Raw genomic sequence first — 23,987 nt, forward strand, 5'->3', positions numbered from 1 at the left:
GCAGATGCCAAGGGACAGCAAAGACGTCATCGTGGGCCTGGATATCGGCACGGCCAAGATCATGGTCGCCGTGGCCGAGGTGCTCGAGGGCGGCGGGCTCAAGCTGGCCGGCCTGGGCGTCGCGCCGAGCAACGGCCTCAAGCGCGGCGCGGTGGTGAACATCGAGGCCACGGTGCACAGCATCCAGCAGGCGCTCAAGGAAGCCGAGCTGATCGCCGACTGCAAGATCCAGCGCGTCTATACCGGCATCACCGGCAACCACATCCGCGGACTGAATTCGGCCGGCATGGTGGCGATCAAGGACAAGGAAGTGAGCCAGGCGGACGTGGCGCGCGTGGTGGAGACGGCCAAGGCGGTGAACATCTCCAGCGACCAGCGCCTGCTGCTGGTGGAGCCGCAGGAGTTCGTCATCGACGGCAACGAGGTCAAGGAGCCGATCGGCATGAGCGGCATCCGCCTGGAGGCCAAGGTGCACATCGTCACCGGTGCGCAGGCCGCGGCGGAGAACATCATCAAGTGCGTGCGCCGCTGCGGGCTGGAAGTCGAGCAGCTCTTGCTCAACCCGCTGGCCAGCAGCCAGGCGGTGCTGACCGACGACGAGCGCGAGCTCGGCGTGGCGGTGGTGGACATCGGCGCGGGCACGACCGACATCGCCATCTTCGCCGGCGGCGCGATCCGCCATACCGCGGTGCTGCCGATCGCGGGCGACCTGATCACCAGCGACATCGCGATGGCGCTCAGGACCCCGACCAAGGACGCCGAGGACATCAAGGTGGAGCACGGCTGCGCCAAGCAGCTGCTGGCCGACCCCGAGGCCCAGGTGGAGGTGCCGGGCCTGGGCGACCGCGACCCGCGCATGCTCACGCGCCAGGTGCTTGCCGGCGTGATCGAGCCGCGCGTGGAGGAAATCTTCCAGCTGGTGCAGCAGGTGATCCGTGATTCGGGCTTCGAGGAGGTGCTGTCCTCGGGGATAGTGCTCACCGGCGGCTCCAGCGTCATGCCGGGCATGGTGGAGCTGGGCGAGGACATCTTCCTCAAGCCCGTGCGCCGCGGCCTGCCGCACTACGCCAACGCACTGTCCGACATGGTGGCCCAGCCGCGCGCGGCCACCGTCATGGGGCTGCTCGAAGAGGGGCGCATCGCCCACATGCGCGGCTTCAAGGTGGCGTCCAAGAACGGTTCGATGAAGACCGCGCTGGGCCGTTTCAAGGATTTCATCGTGGGGAATTTCTGATGTGCAGTTTTGACACTTTCCGGGCCAGCCTGCCAGTCAGGGCACACGCCCCGCGACGCAAGCGCGGTCGATGGCGATGTTGCGGCCGACCTCCTCCGCCCGCGCGAGAGCGTCCCATCGATTCCCGTTTTCCATCCGTTTCCAGCGTTTTTCAAATCCACTCAGGAGCAAGCACATGGCCATCGAAATGATCGAGACCGAAGAATTCAACCAGGGCACGCAGATCAAGGTGATAGGCGTGGGCGGCGGCGGTGGCAATGCCGTGGAGCACATGATCGCGCGCGGCGTGCAGGGCGTGCAGTTCGTCTGCGCCAACACCGATTCGCAGGCGTTGCTGCGCAGCTCGGCGCACCAGACGGTGCAGCTGGGCGCCAACGGCCTGGGCGCGGGCAGCAAGCCGGAGAAGGCGCACGAGGCGGCCGAGCTGGCCGAGGACGACATCCGCCAGGCGATCGCCGGCTCGCACATGCTCTTCATCACCGCCGGCATGGGCGGGGGCACGGGCACGGGCGCCGCGCCGGTGATCGCGCGCGTCGCCAAGGAGATGGGCATCCTCACCGTGGGCGTGGTCACCAAGCCCTTTGCCTGGGAGGGCAGCCGGCGCATGAAGAACGCCGACGAGGGTTTGGCGGACCTCGAAGCCAACGTCGATTCACTCATCGTCGTGCTCAACGAGAAGCTGCTCGAGGTGCTGGGCGACGACATCACCCAGGAAGAGGCCTTTGCGCACGCCAACGACGTGCTCAAGAACGCCGTGGGCGGCATTGCCGAGATCATCAACGAGTACGGCCAGATCAACGTCGACTTCGAAGACGTGCGCACCGTCATGGGCGAGCCCGGCAAGGCCATGATGGGCACGGCCACCGCCAACGGGCCGGACCGCGCGCGCATTGCCGCCGAGCAGGCCATCGCCTGCCCGCTGCTCGAAGGCATAGACCTGTCGGGCGCCAAGGGCGTGCTGGTGCTGGTGACGGCCAGCAAGGGCAGCCTGAAGCTGTCCGAGTCGCGCCTGGCGATGAACACCATCAACGCCTACGCCTCGCCCGATGCGCACGTGATCTTCGGTGCCGCCTACGACGACAGCCTGGGCGACGAGATCCGCGTCACCGTCGTGGCCACCGGCCTGTCCAGCGTCGCCGCGCGGCGCCAGAACATCCAGGTGGTGCAGGGCGGCCAGCGCACCGGCACCGACAACCTGCCCTACGTGCCGGCGACCATGGCCGGCGCGCTCGGCACCGGCGGCGTGCGCGGCGACTACAACAGCATGGCCGTGCCCAGCGTCTGGCGCAACAACCGCTCGCAGGCGAGCGCGCGCGTCGATGCGATGTCCTCGGGCGGCATGGACGAGCTGGAAATCCCCGCCTTCCTGCGCAAGCAGGCGGACTGAACAGGGACCGCCCTGAGGGGCTTTCGCGCCTTCCCCCTCGCTCTGCGCGCTTGTGCGCTTGGGCAGGGGGACGCAGCCGGCGCGGCGCGGCGGCCCTTGCGCGGCCACCCTGCTGCGTGCGCGTGCGCAGGCGCTTGTCCTCTATCGAAGCGATAGCGGCGCCGGGCCGGCCGACAAGCCGGCGGCCCACTAAAATCGCCGCATGCTGCAGCAACGCACGATCAAGACGCTGACCCGCTCCGTGGGCGTGGGCCTGCACAGCGGCCAACGGGTGGAGTTGACGCTGCGCCCGGCGCAGCCCGATACCGGCATCGTGTTCCGGCGCATCGACCTGCCCGAGCCGGTGGACATCCCCGTCTCGGCCGAGGCGGTGGTGGACACGCGCATGGCCTCCACCATAGGCGCGCACGGCGCCAAGGTGCACACCGTCGAGCACCTGATGTCCGCCTGCGCGGGCCTGGGGCTGGACAACCTCTACGTGGACATCACCGCCGAGGAAGTGCCCATCCTGGATGGCTCCTCGGCCTCCTTCGTGTTCCTGCTGCAGTCGGCCGGCGTGCAGTTGCAGAACGCGCCCAAGCGCTTCATGCGCATCAAGCATGCGGTGCAAGTGCGGGACGGTGAGGGCCAGCAGCTCAAGTGGGCGCGCCTGGACCCCTACCACGGCTTCAAGCTGCGCTTCGAGATCGACTTCGCGCACCCTGCGGTCGATTCCACCGGCCAGAGTGCCGAGTTCGATCTGGGGCAGGGCAATTACGCGCGCGACATTGCCCGCGCGCGCACCTTCGGCTTCACCAAGGACGTGGAAATGCTGCGCGCCAACGGCCTGGCGCTGGGCGGCGGGCTGGACAACGCCATCGTCATGGACGACTACAAGGTGCTCAACAGCGACGGCCTGCGCTACGACGAGGAGTTCGCGCGGCACAAGATCCTGGATGCGATGGGCGACCTCTACCTCGTCGGTCACCCGCTGCTTGCCGCCTACAGCGCGTTTCGCAGCGGACACGCGCTGAACAACCAGCTGCTGCGCGCGCTGCTGGCGCAGCCGGATGCCTGGGAGCTGGTGAGCTTCGACAGCGAGCGCGAAGCGCCCCAGGGCTTCAGCCGGCCGGTCGCCGCCTGGTGATGCGCTTTCGCCCGCAAGCGCGGGCCGTCTGGGTGCGCGTGGCCCTGCCGCGACAGTGCCTGCGGCATCCCGCGGGGCTGCCCGGCGCAAGGGCAAACCCCCTGCGGGCTACTTCCTGAGCGGAATCGGAGCCGCCGGATCCAGGGGCACGGCGGTGACGCTGTTCTGCGGCGAGCCGTCGATCAGCTTGTCCGAATACGTCAGGTAGACCAGCGCATTGCGCTTCTCGTCCACCATGCGCACCACGCGCAGGCGCTTGAAGACGAGCGAGATGCGTTCGCTGAACACCTGTTCCTGCTGCCTGATTGGCTGGGCAAAGGCCACGGGCCCGACCTGGCGGCAGGAAATCGAGGCCTCGGCGCGGTCTTCGGCCAGGCCCAGCGTGCCCTTGATGCCGCCCATGCGGGCGCGCGAGAGGTAGCAGGTGACGCCCTGCACGCGCGGGTCGTCATAGGCCTCGACGATGATGTCGTGGTCGCGCCCCAGCCACTGAAAGGCCGTGTCCACGCTGCCGATGCGCTCGCCCGAGGCCGCGGCGGCAAGGCCCGCCAGCAGCAGCGCGGCGCCGGTCGCAAACAGGGTCGCCAGGCGCTTCACAGGTGTGGCTCCTGGCAGCGTTGTTGCAGGTGCGCAAGCGACTCCTGCACCTGGTCCACCAGCACCAGGCACAGGTCGCCCGGCCTGAGGCGCGCCAGCGCGTGGTCGATGGCCAGGAACTCGCCATGCACCTCGGTGACGTAGCTTGCCCGGCTCGCGCCCTGCAGGCCCTTGTGCAGCAGCGCGAGCACCTCGCCGTCGGCGCGGCCACGCTGGCAGGCGTCCTGGTAAAGGATCACGTCGTCGAAACTGCTGCCCAGGATTTCCGTCTGCTCGGTGATGTCCTGGTCGCGCCGGTCGCCCGCGCCGCTGATGACCACGGCGCGGTGCGCGCCGGGCATGGCCTGCGTCGCCTGCACCAGCGCGCGGATGGCGTCGGGGTTGTGGCCGTAGTCGGCGATGATGGTGGCGCCGTGGTAGTCCATGACGTTGAAGCGCCCCGGCACGCTGTCGGTGCTGCTCTCGAAGCTTGCCAGGCCCCGGCGCACCGTGTCCCACGGCAGGCCCGTGCCCCAGGCCGCGCCCACGGCCGCCATCACGTTGTCCACCTGAAAGCCGATCAGCCCGCCATGCGTGAGCGGGATATCGCGCAGCAGGATGCTCTCGCGCCAGGAGCCCTCGGCGGCCACGATCCGCCCCTCGTCCACGTAGACCACGCGCCCGCCTTGCGCGCGGTGCGTGACCATCACCGGATGGTGGCGGTCTTGCGCGAAGAAGATCACCTTGCCCGGACACACGTGCGCCATGGCCGCGCAGTGCGGATCGGCCGCGTTGAGTACGGCCCAGCCGGTGGGCGCCACGTTCTGCACGATCACGCGCTTCAAGACCGCCACGTCTTCCACCGTGGTGATGTAGTTCAGTCCCAGGTGGTCGCCCGCGCCGATGTTGGTGACCACGGCCACCTGGCACTGGTCGAAGCCCAGTCCCTCGCGCAGAATGCCGCCGCGCGCGCATTCGAGCACCGCCGCCTCCGTGTCGGGATGGGCGAGGGCGTTGCGCGCGCTCTTGGGGCCGGAGCAGTCGCCGCTGTCGATCTGGTGCCCGCCGACGTACACGCCGTCGGTGTTGGTCATCGCGGTGGTCCAGCCATGCGCGCTGCACAGGTGGGCGATGAGGCGGGTGGTGGTGGTCTTGCCGTTGGTGCCGGTCACGGCGACCACGGGAATGCGGCCATCTTCGCCCGGGGGAAAGAGCGCGTCGATCATGGGTACGCCCACGTTGCGCGGCTTGCCGAACGAGGGCGAGAGGTGCATGCGCAGGCCCGGCGCGGCGTTGACCTCGACGATGCCCCCGCCCTGTTCCTCCAACGGCCTGAGCATCGATTCGCAGATCACGTCCACGCCGCAGATGTGCAGGCCTATGGTCTGGGCCGCGTCCACCGCGCGCGCGGCGATGTCGGGATGCACGTCGTCGGTCACGTCGGTGGCGCTGCCGCCGGTGGACAGGTTGGCGTTGTGGCGCAGCACCACGCGCTGGCCCTGCGCCGGCACGGATTCGGGCGTCATGCCCTCGTTGGCCAGGCGCGCCAGGGCAATGTCGTCCAGGCGCACCTTGGTCAGCGCGGTGCCGTGGCCGCTGCCGCGGCGCGGGTCCTGGTTGACGATGTCCACCAGCTCGCGCACGCTGTGCTCGCCGTCGCCCAGCACCTGCGGCGGCTCGCGCCGCGCGGCGGCGACCATCTGGTTGCCCACCACCAGCAGGCGAAAGTCGTGCCCCGGCAGAAACCGCTCGAGCATGACTTCGCTGCCGTATTCGAGCGCCGTCGCCCAGGCGGCCCGCAGTTGCTCGCGCGAGCTGATGTTCACCGTCACGCCCTTGCCCTGGTTGCCGTCGCGCGGTTTGACCACCACCGGCAGGCCCACCTCCTGCGCCAGCGACCAGGCGTCGTCCAGGTCGTGCACCGGACGGCCCAGCGGCACCGGTACGCCGGCGGCGTGCAGCAGGCGCTTGGTCAGATCCTTGTCCTGGGCGATGGATTCGGCCACGGCGCTGGTCATGTCCAGCTCCGCCGCCTGGATGCGCCGCGCCTTCACGCCCCAGCCCAGCTGCACCAGAGAGCCCGAGGTCAGGCGCCGGTAGGGTATGCCGCGCGCAAGGGCCGCGTCGATGATGTTGCGCGTGGACGGGCCCATGCGCACTTCCTGGTCGAGCTCGCGCAGCTCGGCCAGGGTGGTGGCGGTGTCGTAGGGCGTGTCGGCCAGGGCCGCGCGGATCAGCTGCTCGGCCTCCAGCATGGCGCGGCGCCCGACTTCTTCCTCGGTGTATTCGACCACCACCTGGTAGGTATCGGCCTCCACCGTCTCGTGCGTGCGGCTGAAGGTGACGCGGCAGCCCGCCTGCGCCTGCAGCTGGCGCGCGGCCGCTTCCAGCACGTGCGCGAGCGAGACCGCCTGCTCCGCCCCCTGCGGCAGCAGCGCGCCGACTTCGGGAAAGCGTGCGCGCAGGCGCTCTTCAAAGGCCGAGCCGCTGCCGATGTCGTGCTCGCTCGCGTCGCAGTGCACGATGGTCTCGATGGCGGTGCTGCGCGTCCAGAGGTTGGGGCCACGCAAGGCGCGGGTGCGAAGGATCTGCATGGTAAAAATTCAAGTGAAATCGGGGTTTTACGCTTATGGGATATGCGGTAACAGCTATCAAATTTTGTACTCAAAGGTCCTGATGCCGGCCGCGATCAGGTCCGGCGCTATGCCCAGCGCCCAGGCGCAGGCGCTGGCCGCCAGCAGCGCTGCGGGCGCGTGGCTGTCGCCCTGGGCGGGGCGCAGCAGGGCCAGGCGCCCGAGCACGCGCTCCTTGGCGCCGGTGGCCAGCACCAAGTCCTCGCCGCGCAGGAAGACCGCGCGGGCGCTTGCGCTCTGGCGGTGCGTGGCGATGAAGGCGTTGTCGGCTGAGAGGGAGTACGGCAGCACCTCGCCGTCGCACAGCACCGAGAGCTCGGCCACGCTGGCGATGTCGGCGTTCAGCACCCCCGCGCCGTGGGGCAGCACCACGTCGATCTGGGTGCGCAGCACGCGCACCATCTGCTCGGCCGCGCGCACATCGTGGTCGGCCAGCTGCTCCCAGCCGTCCATGTCGGTCACCAGGCCGACCAGGCAGCGGTCGTAGGCCAGACCTTCCTGCAGGATGGAGCGGGCGCTGGTCTGCACCACCACCGCTTCGGCCAGACGGTTGGTCAGCAGCCGGTGGGCGCCGGTCCAGTTGGCGGTGTCGATCGTCTGCGTTTGGCGCCCGGCGATGAACATGCCCTCGCTGCTGGCGATGCCGGTGAGCTTGCCCGACAGCTGCAGCATCCAGCCCACGAGGCGCGCGATGAAGGCGCTGTGCCGCGAGCCCGCGACGCCGACGATGGGAATGCGCCCGGCGTCGCTGCCCGGTTCGCTGCTGCCGGGGAACAGGTGCTCGACGATCGCCTGGCCCACGGGGCGCGGCGCGCCGCTGGAGGGCTTGAGGTGCATCAGCAGGCCCGGGCCGGCGTTGACCTCGAGGATGGCGCCGTCCTGCTCCTTCATCGGCCGGCCCGCTTCCTTGAGGATCAGGTCCATGCCGGCGATGTCCAGCCCCACCACGCGCGCCGCCAGTTCGGCGTAATACGCCACGTCGGGGTGCAGCTCGTCGGTGCAGTCGATCGCCATGTTGCCGTTGCGCTGCAGCAGCACCTGGCGGCCGGGCGCCGGCACGGTCTCGGGCGTCACCTCCTGGCGCGCGAGCTCGAGCTGGATGTTGGGCAGCTGCAGATCCAGCAGTTCCAGCGGGTACTCCTCCTCGATGCCGCGGCGCGGATCGCGGTTGAGCTCGGCCACCAGCTCGGCCAGCGTCTGCTTGCCATCGCCCGTCACGAACACCTGCTCGCCGCGGCAGGCGGCCACCACCTTGCCACCGACCACCAGCACGCGGTGTTCCATGCCCTGGATGTAGCGCTCGACGATGACCTGCGAGCCTTCCTGGTCCGCCAGCGCGAAGGCGGTGCGGATGTTCTCCTGCTTGTACAGCTCCAGCGTCACGCCGCGCGCATGGTTGCCGTCGCTGGGCTTGACGGTGACGGGCAGGCCGATGTCCTGCGCCGCTTCCCAGGCTTCGTCGGCGCTGGCCACGATCACGCCCTCGGGCACCGGCACGCCGGCGGCGGCCAGCAGGCGCTTGGTCAGGTCCTTGTCCTGGGCGATGCCTTCGGCGATGGCGCTGGTCTGGTCGCTCTCGGCGGTCCAGATGCGCCGCTGCGCGGCGCCGTAGCCCAGCTGCACCAGGTTGCCGTCGTTCAGGCGCACGTGCGGGATGCGCCGCTCCTGCGCGGCGTCCACGATGCAGGCGGTGCTCGGGCCCAGGTAGTTGTCGTCGATCGCGGTCTTGATCGCCTGGATGGCGGCCTTGAGGTCGAAGGGCTGGTCGTTGATCGCCGCCATGATCAGCGCATGGCCGCGCGCCAGCGCCTCGCGCGCCACCGCCTCCTCGGGGCAGCGGAACACCATGCGGTAGGTGCCGCTGGTGGAGGTCTCGCGCGTCTGGCCGAACTTGACCGGCATGCCCGAGAGGTTGAGCAGCTCGATGATGACGTGCTCCAGCACGTGCCCCATCCAGGTGCCCTCGTGCAGCCGCTCGATGAAGCCGCCGCGCGTGCCCACGCCGCAGTGGTGCTCGATCAGGTCGGGCAGCCAGGCGGTCAGCCGTTCATTGAAACCCGCGAGCTGGCTGGACGGATGCTGTTCCAGCGCGCCCAGCGCCAGCCAGACTTCGAGCACCGGTTGGTAGGTCCAGATGCTGGGCCCGCGCAGGTAGGTGGTGCGCAGCAGTTGTATGTCGTCGAAGCGTGGCATGGGTCAGGCGTGGAGGGTGGAAAAAGGCCGCCGCGGGGCGAAAAACGCGATGATGCTACAAGCCGCTGTCAGCCGCCGGGCGGGTGCGGGCGTTACTCTGGACTGCGGCATGCGCAGGCTCGGGGAGCTCGCCCGGACCCTGGTGCATCGCCGGCGGGCGGGCGCGAGCGGCCGCCGTGTTCAAGAATCAAGCAATGCAACATCACCGTGAGACGGGCGCCCCGGGCGCCCTGGCAGATTCCCTGAAAACCGATTGGCAAGACATGCTTGCACCCAGCGAGAACGTGCTGGCCGTGCTGCAGGTTGACCTGGACGAGCAGCTGCACTTTGCCGCCACCACCCTGGCGCTGACCGACCGGCGCCTGCTGGCGCGCACCGCCGCTGGCGCGCTGCGCCAGTGGCCGCTGGCCCCCGGGCTGCTGCTGCAGGAGTTCGACGCCTCGGGCGTGGGCACGCTGGAGCTGCACGACGCGCACGAGCGCCTGGCGCTGTGGCGCTTCACGCTCACGCACCACCCCGGGGCGCTCGATTTCCAGCACCACTTCCAGCGCGCGGTCGCCGCGCTGGGCCAGCACGGCGGCATGGCGCCCGAGCCCGAAGACGGCCAGAACTGCCCGCGCTGCCACACCCCGCTGCCCGAGGGCAGCGACGAATGTCCGGTCTGCGGCCTGCGCGAGGAAGAGCCGCGCGCCTCCACCTGGGTGCTGCTGCGGCTGTGGCGCTTTGCCCGGCCCTACAGGAGGCAGCTGCTGCTGGGCTTCGTGCTCACGCTGCTCTCCACGGCCGCCACGCTGGTGCCGCCCTACCTGACGATTCCGCTGATGGACGAGGTGCTGATCCCGTTTCAGGACGGCAAGAGCATCCCAGTGTCCACCGTCGCGCTGTACCTGAGTGGCCTGCTCGCGGCGGCGCTCGTCGCCTGGGGCCTGGGCTGGGCGCGCACCTGGGTGCTGGCGCTGGTGTCCGAGCGCATCGGCGCCGACCTGCGCACCGCCACCTACGAGCACCTGCTGCGCCTGTCGCTGGACTATTTCGGCAGCAAGCGCACGGGCGACCTGATGGCGCGCATAGGCTCGGAGACGGACCGCATCAACGTCTTCCTGTCGCTGCACGCGCTCGACTTCGCCACCGACGTGCTGATGATGGTGATGACCGCCGTCATCCTCGTGTCGATCAACCCCTGGCTCGCGCTGGTCACGCTGGTGCCGCTGCCCTTCATCGCCTGGATGATCCACAGCGTGCGCGACCGCCTGCGCACCGGCTTCGAGAAGATGGACCGCATCTGGAGCGAGGTGACCAACGTGCTGGCCGACACCATCCCTGGCATCCGCGTGGTCAAGGCCTTCGCGCAGGAGGCGCGCGAGGCCGAGCGCTTTCGCGTCGCCAACCAGCGCAACCTGCAGGCCAACGACCGGCTGAACAAGACCTGGAGCCTGTTCTCGCCCACGGTGACGCTGGCCACCGAGATCGGCCTGCTCGTGGTCTGGGCCTTCGGCATCTGGCTGGTGGCGGGCGGGCAGATCACCGTCGGCGTGCTCACCGCCTTCCTGGCCTACATCGGGCGCTTCTACACGCGGCTCGATTCCATGAGCCGCATCGTCTCGGTCACGCAGAAGGCGGCGGCCGGCGCCAAGCGCATCTTCGACATCCTGGACCACGTGAGCAACGTGCCCGAGCCGGTCAACCCTGTGCGCCTGCCGCGCGTGGAGGGCGCGATCGCGCTGCAGGGCGTGGTGTTTCGCTACGGCAGCCGCACGGTGATCAAGAACCTGTCGCTGGCGATACGACCCGGCGAGATGATCGGCCTGGTGGGCCACAGCGGCTCGGGCAAGAGCACGCTGGTGAACCTGATCAGCCGCTTTTCCGACGTGGCCGATGGATCCATCAGCGTGGACGGTGTCGATATCCGCCGCCTGGCGGTGAGCGACTGGCGCCGCCACATCGGCCTGGTGCTGCAGGAGCCCTTCCTGTTCTTTGGCACCGTGGCCGAGAACATCGCCTACGGCAAGCCTGAGGCCACGCGCGCCGAGATCATCGCCGCCGCGCGCGCCGCGCATGCGCACGACTTCATCCTGCGCCTGCCGCTGGGCTACGACTCGCTGGTGGGCGAGCGCGGCCAGGGCCTGTCCGGCGGCGAGCGCCAGCGCATCTCGATCGCGCGCGCGCTGCTGATCGACCCGCGCGTGCTCATTCTGGACGAAGCCACCTCGGCCGTGGATACCGAGACCGAGAAGGAAATCCAGAAGGCGCTGGACAACCTGGTGCAGGGGCGCACCACGATCGCGATCGCCCACCGCCTGTCCACGCTGCGCAAGGCCGACCGACTTGTGGTCATGGACCGCGGCGAGATCGTCGAAGTCGGCCCGCACGATGAACTCATGGCGCGCGAGGGCGCCTACTGGCGCCTGTACCAGGCCCAGGCCCGGCGCGCCGCCGAAGAAGAAGGGGTGGCCGCATGAGCCGATTGTTCGAACTGCGACGCAATGCCCATGGCCGCCTGGTGCTGCATCTGGCCGATGGCAGCGAGCACGTGGGCGTCACGCCGGTGCGCGCCTTTCCGATCGCCGCGCCGGACGAGGGCCTGTCGCTGGTCGGCCCCGAGGGCAAGGAACTCATCTGGATAGAGCGCCTGGCGGATCTGCCCGCGCCGGCGCGCGCGCTCGTCGAGGACGACCTGCGCGTGCGCGAGCTGGTGCCCGAGATCCGGCGCATCGTCTCGGTGTCGAGCTTTTCCACGCCCAGCACCTGGCAGGTGGAAACCGACCGCGGGGCGACCAGCTTCGTGCTCAAGGGCGAGGAGGACATCCGCCGCCTCGCCGAGCGCACGCAGCTGCGCATCAGCGCGAGCGACGGGCTGCAGCTGCGCATTCCCGACCTGCGCCAGCTGGACAAGACGTCGCGCAAGCTGCTTGAGCGGTTTTTATAGCTGTTTGTGCAATAGGACAAAGGGTTTGAGCCGGATTTGATGCTCAAACACCTTCCCCTTGAGCGAGGGCCGAGGGAGACTAATTTGTAACAAAAGACAAAATAGCCTTTATTTGCCCTTTTGTTTGCCGTTATGCAGGTACGACGTAGTGCTAGCTGTATCTGCTGGTCGCTGCCGCCCTCAAGGAGCACGCCATGCCACTATCACCTGTAGACCGAAGTGCCGCGCAGTGGACGCAACTGCGTCCGCAGAGCGACCTGTACTCCACAGGCGCTTCTGGCGCGGTGCCCGTGCGCCCGATCAACCCCGCCAACGCGGTCGAATCCACGGACGCGCTGGGCGGCGGCGCCATCGTGCGCCTGTCCGAAAAGGCCGGCGTGCCCGAGCCGGTGCAGCGCGACTGGACCCTGGCCGAAACCGAGAAGGAAAAGCCCAAGGTCGAAGAGCCGCCGCCGCGCGAGCCGCCGCTGTACCAGCAGCTCATCGACATCGTGCAATCGATGTGGCGTGCCAGCGGCCAGGCGGTGCAGATCGCCGAGGAGATGAACCAGACCACGCTCACCGACAGGCTGAACCAGCAGGTGGCGCCGCCGCCGCGCGAGCAGCCGCTGACCTACGCCGACCCCTCGGTCAAGCGCTCGGGCGGTCTGTGACGGCCTGAGCGCCGGCCGCAGGGCCGCGCTTTCCGCGCACGCCTGGTGGGGAGGGCGCGGTTTTCTTTTCCGTACCAGGGTAGCCTTTGCGCTACCCTTTTTCTTGCCTGGCCGCCGGCTGCAGGGCGCCCACGTGGCCGACCGGCACATGCCGGGCGGCGCTCAGCACATGGCTGCGCTGGTCGTCAAAGAAAAAGTCCGGCTCGAACTCGCGCAGGAAAGGGCCTTTTTCCAGGCCGCCGAGGAACATCGCCTCGTCCACCGTGATGCCCCAGTCGAGCAGGGTGCGCACCGCACGCTCGTGCGCCGGAGCGCTGCGGGCGGTGACCAGCGCGGTGCGGATGCGCATGGTCTGCGAGGCCTGGGCCTGCTGCTGCAGGTGGTGCAGCGCCGCCAGCAGCGGCTTGAAAGGGCCGCCGGCCAGCGGGGTGGTGGCCAGTTCGGTTTCGTGCTGCACGAAGGCGGGCAGGCCACCCTGCTGGTAGACAAGCTCGGCTTCGTCGGAAAACAGCACCGCGTCGCCATCGAAGGCAATGCGCACTTCCAGCGGATAGTGCGCGCCCGCGGGCCGCGACTCGGTCAGCACGCGCGCGGCCGGGTAGCCCATGGAAAGCGCCTGCTGCACGTCCGCCGCATTGGCCGAAAGAAACAGGTGGGCGCCGAGCGGGCGCAGGTAGCCGAAGGGGTCGCGGCCGCGCGTGAACACGCCGCGCTCGATGCGCATGCCCGCCGCCTGGGCCGAGGCGAAGACGCGCAGCCCGCTGGCCGGGTCGTTGCGCGAGAGCATGACGACCTCCACGCGCTGGGCTTCGCTGGTGTTGAAGGCCAGCAGCTTCTTGACCAGCGCAAAGGCCACGCCCGGGCCGGGCGGCTGCTGCACGTGTTCGAGCTGGTAGTGCATGTACTTGGCCTCGTCGCCGGTCTCGAACAGGCGGTTTTCTTCCTCGAAGTCGAACAGCGCGCGCGAGGAGATCGCGACGACGAGCTTGCCGCTCAGGGTGCTTGCCATGGTCTTCTACTTGACGAACTGGTTGAGCTCGATGATGGGCTGCAGCACCGCCAGCACGATGAGCATCACGACCAGGCCCATGGCGACGATGAGCAGCGGCTCCAGGATGGTGGCCAGCTGCAGCGCGCGCCGCTGTACCTCGGCGCCCATCTGGCGTGCGGCGCGCTCCAGCATGAGGGGCAATTGCCCGGTCTGCTCGCCCAGGCGCGCGAACATCGCCAGCAGCGAAGGAAAGCGCCGCGTGCGCGCCAGCGCCGAAGCGAGGGGCGCGCCCTCGCGCACCAGCACCACGGCCTCGAGCGCATCGGCGCGCAGCGCCCGATTGGACAGGGTCTCGGCCGCCGCCTGCAGGGCCTTGAGGATGGGAACTCCGGCGCCGGCGAGCATCCCCAGGGTGCCGGCAAAACGCGCTGCGTTGTAGCCGCGCGCAAGGCGCCCGACCACCGGCAGCCTGAGCCACCAGGCATCGAATTTCTGATGAAAACCGGCATTTTTCAAGGCCAGGCGGGCGCTGAGAGCTATCGCCGCAATAGCAATCAGCACCAGCCAGCCATAGTCGCGCACGAAGTCGCTGATCGCGAGCATCACCACCGTGAGCAGGGGCAGCGCACGCTTGCTGCCGGCAAACACGCTGGCCACCTGGGGCACGACATAGCCCACCAGGAACAGCACGATGGCGATCGCCACCACGGTGACGATGGCCGGGTACAGCGCCGCCCCGATGAGCTTGCCGCGCAGCTGCTGGCGCTCTTCCAGGTCGTCGGCCAGGCGCTCGAGCACCTGCGCCAGGCCGCCGCTGGCCTCGCCTGCGCCGATCACCGCGCAGTAGATGGGCGAGAACTCGCGCGGAAACTGCGCCAGCGCCCGGGCAAAGGGGCTGCCGGCGTTGACCTCGGCGCGCAGGGTGGCCAGCAGCTGGCGCTGGCGCTCGTCCTCGGCCTCGTCGGCCAGCGCGGTGAGCGCGCGCTCCAGTTGCAGGCCCGAGCCGACCAGCCCGGCAAGCTGGCGCGTCCACACCGCCAGCGTGGTGCTGTTGAACACCGGCCGGGTGAGCAGACGCTGGAGCAGCGTCGGCGCGGCGCCGTCCTGCCCCTGCAGCGTGCCCACCTCCAGCGGCACCAGCGCCTGCGCGCGCAACAGGCTGCGTGCGGCGCGCGCGGTGTCGGCCTCCAGCGTGCCGCGGCGCACGCGGCCTTCGCTGTCCAGGGCTTCAAAGGAAAAGGCAGGCATGGAAAGACCGATGCTGATTGTGCGGACTCAATCGCCCGCGCCCAGTGCCTGCGCCGCGATCTCCAGCGAGCGCAGGCGCAGCGCCGGCTCGAAGACGTCGCAGCTCAGCATGAATTCGTCGGCCTGCGTGGCCCGGGCGATGGCGGCAAAGCCCTCGCGCACCGTGTCCGGGCCGCCGATCACGGCCAGCGCCAGGAAGTCCGCGATCGCCGAACGTTCGGCCTCGCCCAGGCTGGCCATGAAGCCGGGCACCGGCGGCGCCAGCAGGCCGCGCCGGCCGGTGACTATGCCCAGCACGCGCTGCTGGATGCTGCTGGCCAGCAGCTCGGCCTCTTCGTCCGTGGGCGCGGCCACCAGCGGTACGCCGATGAGGGTGTAGGGCTTTGCCAGCACCTTGGACGGGCGGAACTGGCGGCGGTACAGCTCCAGCGCGGGCAGCAGCAGGCGCGGCGCGAAATGCGATGCAAAGGCGTAGGGCAGTCCCCTCTCGGCCGCCAGCTGGGCGGAAAACAGGCTCGAACCCAGCAGCCAGATCGGCACCTCGGTGCCCGCGCCAGGCACCGCGGTAATCGCCTGCCCCGGCTGCGCCGGCCCGAGCAGGCGCTGCAGCTCGGCCACGTCGCGCGGAAAGTCCGCTTCGGTCTCCACGCGGTCGCGGCGCAGCGCGCGCATGGTGGCGCGGTCGGTGCCGGGCGCGCGCCCGAGGCCGAGGTCGATGCGCCCGGGGTAGAGGCTGGCCAGCGTGCCGAAGGCTTCGGCCACCACCAGCGGCGCGTGGTTGGGCAGCATCACCCCGCCCGAGCCGACGCGAATGCGCGCGGTCTGCCCGGCCACATGGCCCACGAGCACCGCGGTGGCCGAGCTTGCGATGCCCGGCATGTTGTGGTGTTCGGCCAGCCAGTAGCGGGCAAAGCCCAGTTGCTCAGCCTTGCGGGCGGTGCGCACGGTGGTGGCGATCGCCTCGGCGGGCGTGCCGCCTTCGCGCACCGCCACCAGGTCCAGCATGGAGAGTTTCGGAGTCTTCATGGCTGCAGATTGTGCCGGGGCCCGCATGGGTTGGGCGGGCCTGCCGATAATGGCCATTGCATGCACAACGGAGATGGACCATGGGATTGGTATTGAGCAGCAGCGACGTGGCCGAGCAGCAGACGCTGGCCAGGACCTTCGTGCACAGCGCCATGGGCGCGGGCGGCGACAACGTCTCGCCGCAACTGGCCTGGAGCGGCGTGCCCGAGGGCACGAAGAGCTTTGCCTTGACGATGTACGACCCCGACGCGCCCACCGGCTCGGGCTGGTGGCACTGGGTGGTCTACGACATCCCGGCGGATTGCGCCGGCCTGCCGCGCGGCGCGGGCAACCCGGGCGGCGCGCTGCCTGCCGGGGCGAAGCAGGGTCGCACCGACTTTGGCAGCAAGGAATACGGTGGCGCCGCGCCGCCTCCCGGCCATGGCCCGCACCGCTACGTCTTCACGCTGCATGCGCTGAACGTGGACAAGCTCGATGTGCCTGACGATGCGTCGGCGGCCTACGTGGGCTTCATGATCCACTTTGCCCGGCTGGGCGAGGCAAGACTCACCGCGCAGTACGAGCGCTGATCGCGGGCGCCGCCGTGGCCGCTCTTTGCATGCCGCGCAAGCCCCTCACCCCTCCCTCTCCCCAAAGGGGCGAGGGCGGTCGGCTGTGCCGGTTTTGCACTCTTTCCCCCAAAGTGGCAAAGGTGACTGGCTGCGCCGGTTTTGCTCCCTCCCCCTTTGGGGGAGGGCGGGGGTGGGGGCCAGCGGCGGTGGCTGAAACCCAAGGCTCCGGTGGTACAGACTTGCCCTCAAGGGGCTAATCGCGCGTCACGCGCAGCACCTCTTCGCGGCTGGTGATGCCGCTGGCGATCAGCCGCTCGGCGTCCTCGCGCATCAGCTGCATGCCCGCGGCCTGCGCCTGCGCGCGGATTTCGGCCTCGCCGGCCTGGCGGTGCACCAGGCCGCGGATCGCATCGTCCACCGTCAGCAGTTCGAACACCCCCGTGCGGCCCTGGTAGCCCGTCTGCCCGCAGGCTTCGCAGCCCGCGCCGTGGCACTGCGTGCACAGCTTGCGCACCAGGCGCTGGGCCAGCGCGCCCAGCAGCGATGAGGAAAGCAGAAAGGGCTCCACCCCCATGTCGATCAGCCGGGTGACGGCGCTGGCCGCGTCGTTGGTGTGCAGCGTGGCCAGCACCAGGTGGCCGGTGAGGCTGGCCTGGATGGCGATCTGCGCGGTCTCGAAGTCGCGGATCTCGCCGATCATGATCACGTCCGGGTCCTGGCGCAGGATGGCGCGCAGCGCCTTGGCGAAGGTGAGCTCGATGCGCGCGTTCACCTGCGTCTGGCCCACGCCTGGCAGCTCGTACTCGATCGGGTCTTCCACCGTCATGATGTTGGCGTGCGCCGCGTCCAGCCGCGAGAGCGCGGCGTACAGCGTCGTCGTCTTGCCCGAGCCCGTGGGCCCGGTCACCAGCAGGATGCCGTGCGGCTGGGCGATCAGGTGCGTAAAGCGCGCCAGCACCTCGCCCTGCATGCCCACGGCCTCCAGGCTCAGCTTGCTCTCGCTCTTGTCCAGCAGCCGCAGCACCGCGCGCTCGCCGTGGGCGTTGGGCAGGGTGGAGACGCGCACGTCGATGGCGCGCGTGCCCAGGCGCAGGCTGATGCGCCCGTCCTGCGGCAGGCGTTTTTCGGCAATGTCCAGGTCCGCCATGATCTTCAGGCGGCTGATCAGCGCCGCGTGCAGCGCGCGGTTGGGCTGCACCACCTCGCGCAGCTGGCCGTCGACGCGAAAGCGCACGCTGGAATGGCGCTCGTAGGGCTCGATGTGGATGTCGCTCGCGCCGTCGCGCGCCGCCTGCGTGAGCAGGGCGTTGAGCATGCGGATGATGGGCGCGTCGCCCGCGCTCTCCAGCAGGTCCTCCACCGCGGGCAGCTCCTGCATCATGCGCGACAGGTCGGCCTCGCCCTCCACCTCGCTCACCACCGTGGCGGCGCTCGATTCGCTTTGCGCATAGGCCGCGCTGATGCGCTGGGCCAGCTCGGGCGCCGGCAGGGGCAGCAGCTGGGCGACGGCGTGCTTGCGCATCACCTCCGACAGGGCGGCGGCGCCGGGCTCGGGGCCGTGCCACAGCAGCAGCTGCTGGCCGTCGTCTTCCAGCAGCAGCTGGTTGGCGCGCGCAAAGGCATAGGGCAGGGGGTGGCGCATCGCACTCAGGGGCTGGGTGGCAGGTCGCCTGCGAGCGGCATCTGCTGCGCGGCGGGCGCAGCTTCGGCGGGCGGTGCGGCGGCCGGCATGCCGGCCGGGGGCAGTGGCAGCGGCACGCCCGCGGCCGCGCCGGCGGGCAGCGGCGGCAGCACCGGAGCGTCGCTCACGCTGCGCAGCACCGCGCGCTGCTCGGGCTGGGTGGCCTGCTGCAGTGCGCGGATGGCTTCGTAGCGGTCCATCACCAGGGTGTCGCTGGTGCTGCTGTCGCGCACCACCACGGGGCGCAGGAAGATCATCAGGTTGGACTTCTGGCGCGTGCGCGATTCGCTGCGAAACAGGTTGCCCACCACCGGCACGTCGCCCAGCACCGGCACCTTGTCCTCGCCCAGCGAATACGCGTCTTCGAGCAGGCCGCCGAGCACGATGATGTTGCCGTCGTCCACCAGCACCGTCGATTCGATCGAGCGCTTGTTGGTCGAAGGTCCGTAGGGGCTGGAGAGCGTGGACTTGTCCACGTTGGAGACTTCCTGGTAGAGCGTGAGCTTGACGGTGCCGTTCTCGTTGATCTGCGGGCGCACGCGCAGCATCAGGCCCACGTCCTTGCGGTCCACCGTGGTGAAGGGGTTGACCGAGCCGTTGTTGCCGCCGGTATTGGTGTACTGGCCGGTGGGGAAGGGCACGTTCTCGCCGACGATGATCTGCGCCTCCTCGTTGTCCAGCGTCAGCAGGTTGGGCGTGGACAGCACGTTGGCGCTGCCGCTGTTTTCCAGGAAGTTGGCCAGCGCCCCCAGGTAGTACTTGCCGTTGATGCGCGGCGCCACCGCCAGGTTGAAACCCGCGTTCGGGCGGGCTTCGGCCAGCGTGCTGGCGTCGCCGCTGGCCGCGGCCAGCGCCAGGTCCAGGATGTTGGTGCCGCCCACGCCCGAGTTGGTGCCCAGCAGCCCCAGGGTGCCGCCGTAGCGCCCGAGCACGCCCTGCCACTGGATGCCGAATTCGGCCACCTTGTTGGCGCTCACCTCGACGATCAGGCTCTCGATCAGCACCTGCGCGCGCCGCCCGTCGAGCTTGTCGATGACGGCGCGGATCTGGCGAAACAGCGGCTCGGGCGCGGTGATGATGAGCGAATTGGTCGCCGGGTCGGCCTGGATGATGCCGCCGGTGGAGATGGCTTCGGGCGGGGCGCCCGCGCCGCCCGCCGCCGCGTTGCTGCCCAGGCCGCCGGCGGACGACGCGCCCAGGCCGGACGCGGCGCCGATGCCTGCCGCGCCCAGGCCGCCGGCGCCGCGCAGACGGGCGGCGCCGGTGCTCGGGGTGCTGGCCGGGATACCGCCGCCTGCGCCCTCGTGCCCGGGGGCCTCGGCCGCCAGCGCGGCGCGCAGCGTGGTGGCCAGGCGCACCGCGTCGGCGTTCTTCAGATAGACCACGTGGATGTTGCCGCTGGCGGCGCCGCTGGTGCTGATGGCCGGCTGGTCCAGCTGCGCCACCAGCGCACGCACCTGCGCCAGGCGCGCCGGATTGGCTGCGCGCACGATCAGGGCGTTGCTGCGTGGCTCGGCCAGCAGCGTGGTCTTGAACGCGGTGTCCGCCTGGGCCTGCACCGCCGCGGGTGCACCGGGCGTGGAGGACGTGGGCGTGCCGCCTTCGATCAGGCGCGCCACCAGCGGCGCCAGCTCGGAGGCGATCGCGTGGCGCAGCGGCATCACCTCCAGGTCGGTGGCGTGCGCCACGTCCATCGCGGCGATGATGCGCGCGATGCGCTGCAGGTTGTCCGCATAGTCGGTGATCACCAGCGAGTTGTTGCCGGGGTTGGCGTTGATGGTGTTGTTCGGGCTGATCAGGGGGCGCAGCACCGGCACCAGGTTGTTGGCGCTCTCGAAATTGAGCTTGAAGATCTGCGTGACGATCTGCCCGCCCGCGGCCACGCCCCTGCCGCCGCCCGGCGAGACGCTCACCGTGCCGGTCTGCAGCTTGGCGTCGGCTTCGGGCACCACCTTGTACAGGCCGCCGGACTCGACCACCGTGTAGCCCTGCAGGCGCAGCGCCGCCAGGAACTGGTTGAAGGCCTGCATCGGCGGCACCGGGTTTTCCGTCGAGAGCGTGAGCTGGCCCTTCACCCGCGGGTCCACCACCACGTTGCGTCCGGTGATGGTGGCCATGGTGCGCGCCACCGCCTCGATGTCGGCGTTGGCGAAATTCAGCGTCACCGGCTCGCTGGCCTGCACGCTGCCCGCCGCTCTGGCGGTTTTTGAATGATTTTGGCCCCAAGCGCCCGTCCACAAAGCGCAAGCAGCTATTAAAAAAATAGTTTGCCGCAGAATCGGCAGAGGCCGGAAGTACATGGATTCAACCAATCGTGATGACGGAGCGCGCACCGCTGCGCCGCCCAATGATATTGAGCAGGTTGGCCAGCTGCGCCTCGCTGCCCGGCGCCGCCGTGGCTTCGCCGGCAAAACGCAGGCGCTGGCCCACCCATTGGCCGCTGCCGGACAGGCGCAGCGCGCCTTCCAGCGTGGAGAGCGTCAGGCGCGGGGCAGCGCCGCCGCTGAGCACCAGCCGGTAGCTGCCCATGGGCTGCAGCGTCGACAGGCGCGAGGAGATGTGGCGCAGCTCGAGCTGCGCCGTGCCGGAAAGCTCCATGCGCCCGCGCGCCCAGGCGAGCTCCAGCGCGCTGGTGTCCAGCGCCAGCTGGCCGCGCAGCTGCACCGTGTTCCAGGGCGTGCCCAGGCCCGCGAGCAGCGCGGCCGGCCACAGGCTCTGGCCGTCGCCCACCTGTACTTGCGCCGTGCCCCAGCCCAGGCGCAGGCGCGCCTGCAGCGGCGTGGGCGTGCAGCAGTCCAGGCGCAGCTGCAGCCGCGCGCCGGCCCATGCGGGCCGGATCTGCCAGTGCACGCGCCCGGGCAGGGCCAGCGCGTCGTGGCTGCCCTGGCCGCCGGTCAATTGCAGCTGTGCCGAGCCGCTCCAGAGCGTGCCCTCGCTCGCCGTCAGGCGCAGCTGTCCGGCGCTGGCGCGCTCCAGCGCGGCCGCGAGCCAGTGCGCGGGGGGCTGCAGCACGAGCACGGCCAACACCCCCAAGGTCAGACCCAGGCCGGCCCAGCTCCAGGGCGGGCGCGGCGCGGCGTTCGCGCGGGTGCTCGTCACGGCGCGGGCAGGGTCAGGACGACGCTGCCGCTCCAGCGCGGTGCCTCGTCGCCCGGCACCTGTTTCAGCTGCACCTGCTCGGGCAGTGCCTGGGCGCTGGCGCGCAGCTGAGCCAGCCATGAGGCCAGCGCGGCGGCGGGCACGTCGGTCAGGACCACGGTGGCGCGCCCCGCGCTGATGCTGAGCGTGGCACCCGCGCCGAGCAGCGCCTGGCTGCTCTGGCGCAATTGCGCGGGGGCATCGACCTCGTCCTGGCGCGGCGCGGCCTTGAGCTGCTCAGCCTGGGCCTGCAGCTGCTGCATCTGCTGCCATTGCGCATCCACGCGCGCATGGCGCTCGGCCGAGCTGCGCAAGGCCTTGAGCGGCGGCGCCAGCAGCAGGCCCCAGAGCAGCCCCAGCAGCACCACGCCCAGCGCCGCGCGCACCAGCGTGCGCTCGCGCGGCGCCAGTGCGCCCCAGGCGCTGCGAGCGGAAGCCAGTGCCTTCATGGAGCGCCCCGCAGTTGCAGCACCAGCGCCTGGTCTTCGCGGCCGAGCTGCAGGCCCGCTGCCGCCAGCTGCTGGCGCGCCGCGCCGAGCTGTTCCTCGCTGAGCGAGAGGCCTGCCAGGCGCAGCCGCCCCTGGCCGTAGTCGATGCCGCTGGGCACCTGCCCCGGCGCCAGCACGGCGGCGGCCATGGCGAGCAGGGCCTCGAAGTCGCCCGGCGCCAGCGCACCGGAGGCGCGGCGCAGCTCGTCCACCTCGCGCTGCATCTGCACCGGCGCGTCGACCACCAGCTTGACCTGGGGGAAGGTCTGGGTGAGCAGCTTGCGCGTGGCCTCCTGGCGCTGGCGCAGCCCGCGCGCGTCCTGCCAGGCCCAGAGGTTCAGCGCCAGCAGCTGCAAGGCCACCAGCAGCACCAGCGCCCAGCGTGCGGCGCGCCACTGCCGCGCATGCAGCAGCGCGCTGACGCCCGCGCCCAGCCAGCGGCGCGTGCGCTGGCGGCGGTTGCGCGCGAGGTCGAACTGCGCCAGGTTCCAGGAGCCGCGCGCAGCGGCCAGCAAGGCCTCGGCGCGCGGCAGCAGGGCGGCGCTGCGTTCGAGCACGCGCTCGGCCAGTTCGGCCACGGCGGGCTCGGCGCGCAGCGGCGTTTGCGGCTGCAGCAGGCTGCGCAGCGCCGGCGCGTGCAGGGGCAGCTGGCCCAGGGCCAGGTTCTCGCCCATGCCGGTGAGCACGGCCATGGCGTGCTCGGGCTCGCCGACGACGGTGCATTCCATCTGCCCGCTGGCGGTGGGCCCGGGCGCCCAGGCAGGCACGACGCGGGCCACGCGGTGGCCGGCGGCTTCCAGCGCCTGCAGCGCGCCCTGCAGCCAGGCGCGCTCGCACACCGCCACCCAGATCGGCGTGCCGGTGGCGGCCTCGGGTTGCAGCGCAAAATGCAGCAGCGCCGGCTCATCGAGCAGCTGCTCTTCGAGCAGGCCCTCCAGCACCGTGCGCAGACGCTGCGCCTGGCCCAGCGTGCCCTGCGGCAGCGTCACGCGCTGCCAGGAAAGGCGCGACAGCGGCACCACGGCGACGGTTTCGCCGGTGCGCCCCGGCGCGGGCAGCAGGGCCGCGGTGCACTGGCCGGTGCGTGCGGCGCCATAGCCATCGTCCGTCAGCACATAGCCCAGCTCGGTGCTGGGCCCGGGCGACTCGGGCGGCAGGGGAACGATCAGCGTGCTCATGGCGGGGGCAGGTCGGGCATTGTAGGTGCGGGGGTGCCCGCGTCCTGCGGCCAGCCGCCGCGCTCGCGCCAGAGGGTGCGCGCCGCGCCGCGCTGCTTGAACACCAGCGAGCGTTCCTGCACTACCACGTCCTCCAGCCGCAGCCGCCCGCGCACCTCGTAGTAGCTGGAGGCCACGTCGTGCACGTCCACGCGCACCGCGTCGGGCTTGCCGAGCGCGCTGGCGGCGTCGCTCACGCGGGTGAAATAGCGCGCCTGGCGTTGCTGCGCGAGCTGCTGCGCGTCGGCCATGGAAATGCCGTCCATGCCGGCCCACAGCAGCACGGCGCTGGCGGTGTTGAGGTTCAGCCGCGTGCGCACCGGCAGGATGGTGGCGTAGGGCGCAAGCTGGCGCACGACCGGCGCGGGCACGCCCCACCAGGCCAGTTGCTGCAGGGTCTGGGGCAGCAGCGGCGCGGCCGCGGCCGCTTCGCCGCCGGTGTCGCCGCGCGTGGCCTGCACCATGTGCCGGGCGATCCGATCGAGCAGCGCGGTGTCCAGCCCCAGGTAGGAGAACAGCCGCGCGAACTGGCGCAGCGCCACCGGGTCCACCGCGTTGCCCTGGGCCAGATTGCGCAGGTTCAGCAGGCCCTGCTGGTCGATGATCTCGCCCGAGAGGAAGGCATCGGCCACGTCGGTGCTGGCGTCGCTCACCGCGCCATGCTGGGCCGCAAGAAAGGTGGACAGGCGCGCTTCTTCCAGCGGCACCGACCAGGGCTCGCTCAGGTTGTCCGTGCCGTCGCCGCGTGCCAGCGAGTCTTCGCGCAGGATCAGCCGTGCCCAGTCCAGCGCGCCCACCAGGATCCAGGCCGACTGCACGCGCGCGCGCTCGGCCGCCTCCACCTGCACCGCGCGCCATTGCTGCCATAGCGCACTGGCGGCGAAGGCCGCAACCAGGGTGACCACCAGCATCGCGGTGA

General features: G+C 70.4%; 19 protein-coding genes. 7 read left to right on the forward strand and 12 right to left on the reverse strand.

The features are described from left to right. Positions 1–4 precede the first annotated feature (4 nt). The 3 genes from ftsA (at position 5) to lpxC (ending at position 3,747) form a co-directional block, all read left to right on the forward strand. On the forward strand, positions 5–1,234 hold the full coding sequence (gene ftsA / locus FOZ74_RS10105; protein ID WP_146912947.1) for a cell division protein FtsA: 1,230 nt from the start codon (positions 5–7) through the stop codon (positions 1,232–1,234). 175 nt (positions 1,235–1,409) lie between these two features. Continuing rightward, complete coding sequence (gene ftsZ, locus FOZ74_RS10110; protein ID WP_146912948.1) at positions 1,410–2,621, forward strand: cell division protein FtsZ; 1,212 nt, start codon at positions 1,410–1,412, stop codon at positions 2,619–2,621. Between the two features lie 202 nt (positions 2,622–2,823). Beyond that, positions 2,824–3,747: a UDP-3-O-acyl-N-acetylglucosamine deacetylase gene (gene lpxC, locus FOZ74_RS10115; protein WP_146912949.1), complete on the forward strand. Its 924-nt coding sequence runs from the start codon at positions 2,824–2,826 to the stop codon at positions 3,745–3,747. 108 nt (positions 3,748–3,855) lie between these two features. Here the strand turns inward: lpxC and FOZ74_RS10120 are convergent, their stop codons facing one another. The 3 genes from FOZ74_RS10120 to FOZ74_RS10130 are packed head-to-tail and all read right to left on the reverse strand — an operon-like array spanning position 3,856 to position 9,149. Further along, entirely contained in the window at positions 3,856–4,335 is a 480-nt protein-coding gene (locus FOZ74_RS10120) for a CreA family protein (RefSeq protein ID WP_146914166.1), read from the reverse strand. A 5-nt stretch (positions 4,336–4,340) separates the two neighbouring features. Next, the gene (cphA, locus tag FOZ74_RS10125) at positions 4,341–6,917 is read right to left on the reverse strand and encodes a cyanophycin synthetase (RefSeq protein ID WP_146912950.1); all 2,577 of its coding nucleotides are present in this window, start codon (positions 6,915–6,917) and stop codon (positions 4,341–4,343) included. Between the two features lie 57 nt (positions 6,918–6,974). Continuing rightward, positions 6,975–9,149, reverse strand: coding sequence for a cyanophycin synthetase (locus tag FOZ74_RS10130; protein ID WP_146912951.1), 2,175 nt, complete (start codon positions 9,147–9,149; stop codon positions 6,975–6,977). A 194-nt stretch (positions 9,150–9,343) separates the two neighbouring features. Here FOZ74_RS10130 and FOZ74_RS10135 point away from each other — a divergent pair, with 194 nt between their 5' ends. The 3 genes from FOZ74_RS10135 to FOZ74_RS10145 all read left to right on the forward strand — a co-directional run bounded on the left by FOZ74_RS10135 (position 9,344) and on the right by FOZ74_RS10145 (position 12,728). Beyond that, positions 9,344–11,608, forward strand: a complete 2,265-nt coding sequence (locus FOZ74_RS10135) for a cyanophycin metabolism-associated ABC transporter (protein ID WP_146912952.1) — start codon at positions 9,344–9,346, stop codon at positions 11,606–11,608. Then, positions 11,605–12,075: a cyanophycin metabolism-associated DUF1854 family protein gene (locus FOZ74_RS10140; RefSeq protein ID WP_146912953.1), complete on the forward strand. Its 471-nt coding sequence runs from the start codon at positions 11,605–11,607 to the stop codon at positions 12,073–12,075. The genes FOZ74_RS10135 and FOZ74_RS10140 overlap by 4 nt, the downstream gene beginning before the upstream one ends. Before the next feature lie 194 nt (positions 12,076–12,269). After that, positions 12,270–12,728, forward strand: coding sequence for a hypothetical protein (locus FOZ74_RS10145; protein WP_146912954.1), 459 nt, complete (start codon positions 12,270–12,272; stop codon positions 12,726–12,728). A gap of 91 nt (positions 12,729–12,819) precedes the next feature. Here FOZ74_RS10145 and FOZ74_RS10150 read toward each other — a convergent pair whose 3' ends face one another. The 3 genes from FOZ74_RS10150 to FOZ74_RS10160 are packed head-to-tail and all read right to left on the reverse strand — an operon-like array spanning position 12,820 to position 15,993. Next, a complete protein-coding gene (locus FOZ74_RS10150) occupies positions 12,820–13,737 on the reverse strand; it encodes a 5'-nucleotidase (protein WP_146912955.1) in 918 nt (305 codons plus the stop codon). Positions 13,738–13,743: 6 nt separating this feature from the next. After that, positions 13,744–14,967, reverse strand: coding sequence for a type II secretion system inner membrane protein GspF (gene gspF, locus FOZ74_RS10155; protein WP_146912956.1), 1,224 nt, complete (start codon positions 14,965–14,967; stop codon positions 13,744–13,746). A gap of 27 nt (positions 14,968–14,994) precedes the next feature. After that, positions 14,995–15,993: an LLM class flavin-dependent oxidoreductase gene (locus FOZ74_RS10160; RefSeq protein WP_146912957.1), complete on the reverse strand. Its 999-nt coding sequence runs from the start codon at positions 15,991–15,993 to the stop codon at positions 14,995–14,997. Positions 15,994–16,073: 80 nt separating this feature from the next. Between FOZ74_RS10160 and FOZ74_RS10165 the strand changes: the two genes are divergently transcribed. Further along, a complete protein-coding gene (locus FOZ74_RS10165) occupies positions 16,074–16,562 on the forward strand; it encodes a YbhB/YbcL family Raf kinase inhibitor-like protein (protein ID WP_146912958.1) in 489 nt (162 codons plus the stop codon). Positions 16,563–16,797: 235 nt separating this feature from the next. Here the strand turns inward: FOZ74_RS10165 and FOZ74_RS10170 are convergent, their stop codons facing one another. From FOZ74_RS10170 to gspK, 6 genes are read right to left on the reverse strand one after another with little or no spacing between them, the layout of a single operon-like run. After that, positions 16,798–18,186: a GspE/PulE family protein gene (locus FOZ74_RS10170; RefSeq protein WP_146912959.1), complete on the reverse strand. Its 1,389-nt coding sequence runs from the start codon at positions 18,184–18,186 to the stop codon at positions 16,798–16,800. 5 nt (positions 18,187–18,191) lie between these two features. Then, entirely contained in the window at positions 18,192–20,525 is a 2,334-nt protein-coding gene (gene gspD / locus FOZ74_RS10175; RefSeq protein ID WP_146912960.1) for a type II secretion system secretin GspD, read from the reverse strand. A gap of 4 nt (positions 20,526–20,529) precedes the next feature. Continuing rightward, positions 20,530–21,324 carry a type II secretion system protein N gene (gspN, locus tag FOZ74_RS10180; protein ID WP_255437564.1) on the reverse strand — a complete coding sequence of 265 codons (795 nt, stop codon included), beginning with the start codon at positions 21,322–21,324 and terminating at the stop codon, positions 20,530–20,532. Continuing rightward, positions 21,321–21,812 (reverse strand): type II secretion system protein M, encoded by a 492-nt coding sequence (locus FOZ74_RS16355; protein ID WP_146912962.1) that lies wholly within the window; start codon positions 21,810–21,812, stop codon positions 21,321–21,323. Before FOZ74_RS16355 ends, gspN begins: the two co-directional genes overlap by 4 nt. After that, on the reverse strand, positions 21,809–23,029 hold the full coding sequence (gene gspL, locus FOZ74_RS10190) for a type II secretion system protein GspL (RefSeq protein WP_146912963.1): 1,221 nt from the start codon (positions 23,027–23,029) through the stop codon (positions 21,809–21,811). Before gspL ends, FOZ74_RS16355 begins: the two co-directional genes overlap by 4 nt. Beyond that, positions 23,026–23,979, reverse strand: a complete 954-nt coding sequence (gene gspK / locus FOZ74_RS10195) for a type II secretion system minor pseudopilin GspK (protein WP_146914167.1) — start codon at positions 23,977–23,979, stop codon at positions 23,026–23,028. Before gspK ends, gspL begins: the two co-directional genes overlap by 4 nt. Positions 23,980–23,987: the final 8 nt, after the last annotated feature.

It is taken from the genome of Comamonas flocculans (assembly GCF_007954405.1).
Lineage (GTDB): Bacteria > Pseudomonadota > Gammaproteobacteria > Burkholderiales > Burkholderiaceae_C > Comamonas_C > Comamonas_C flocculans.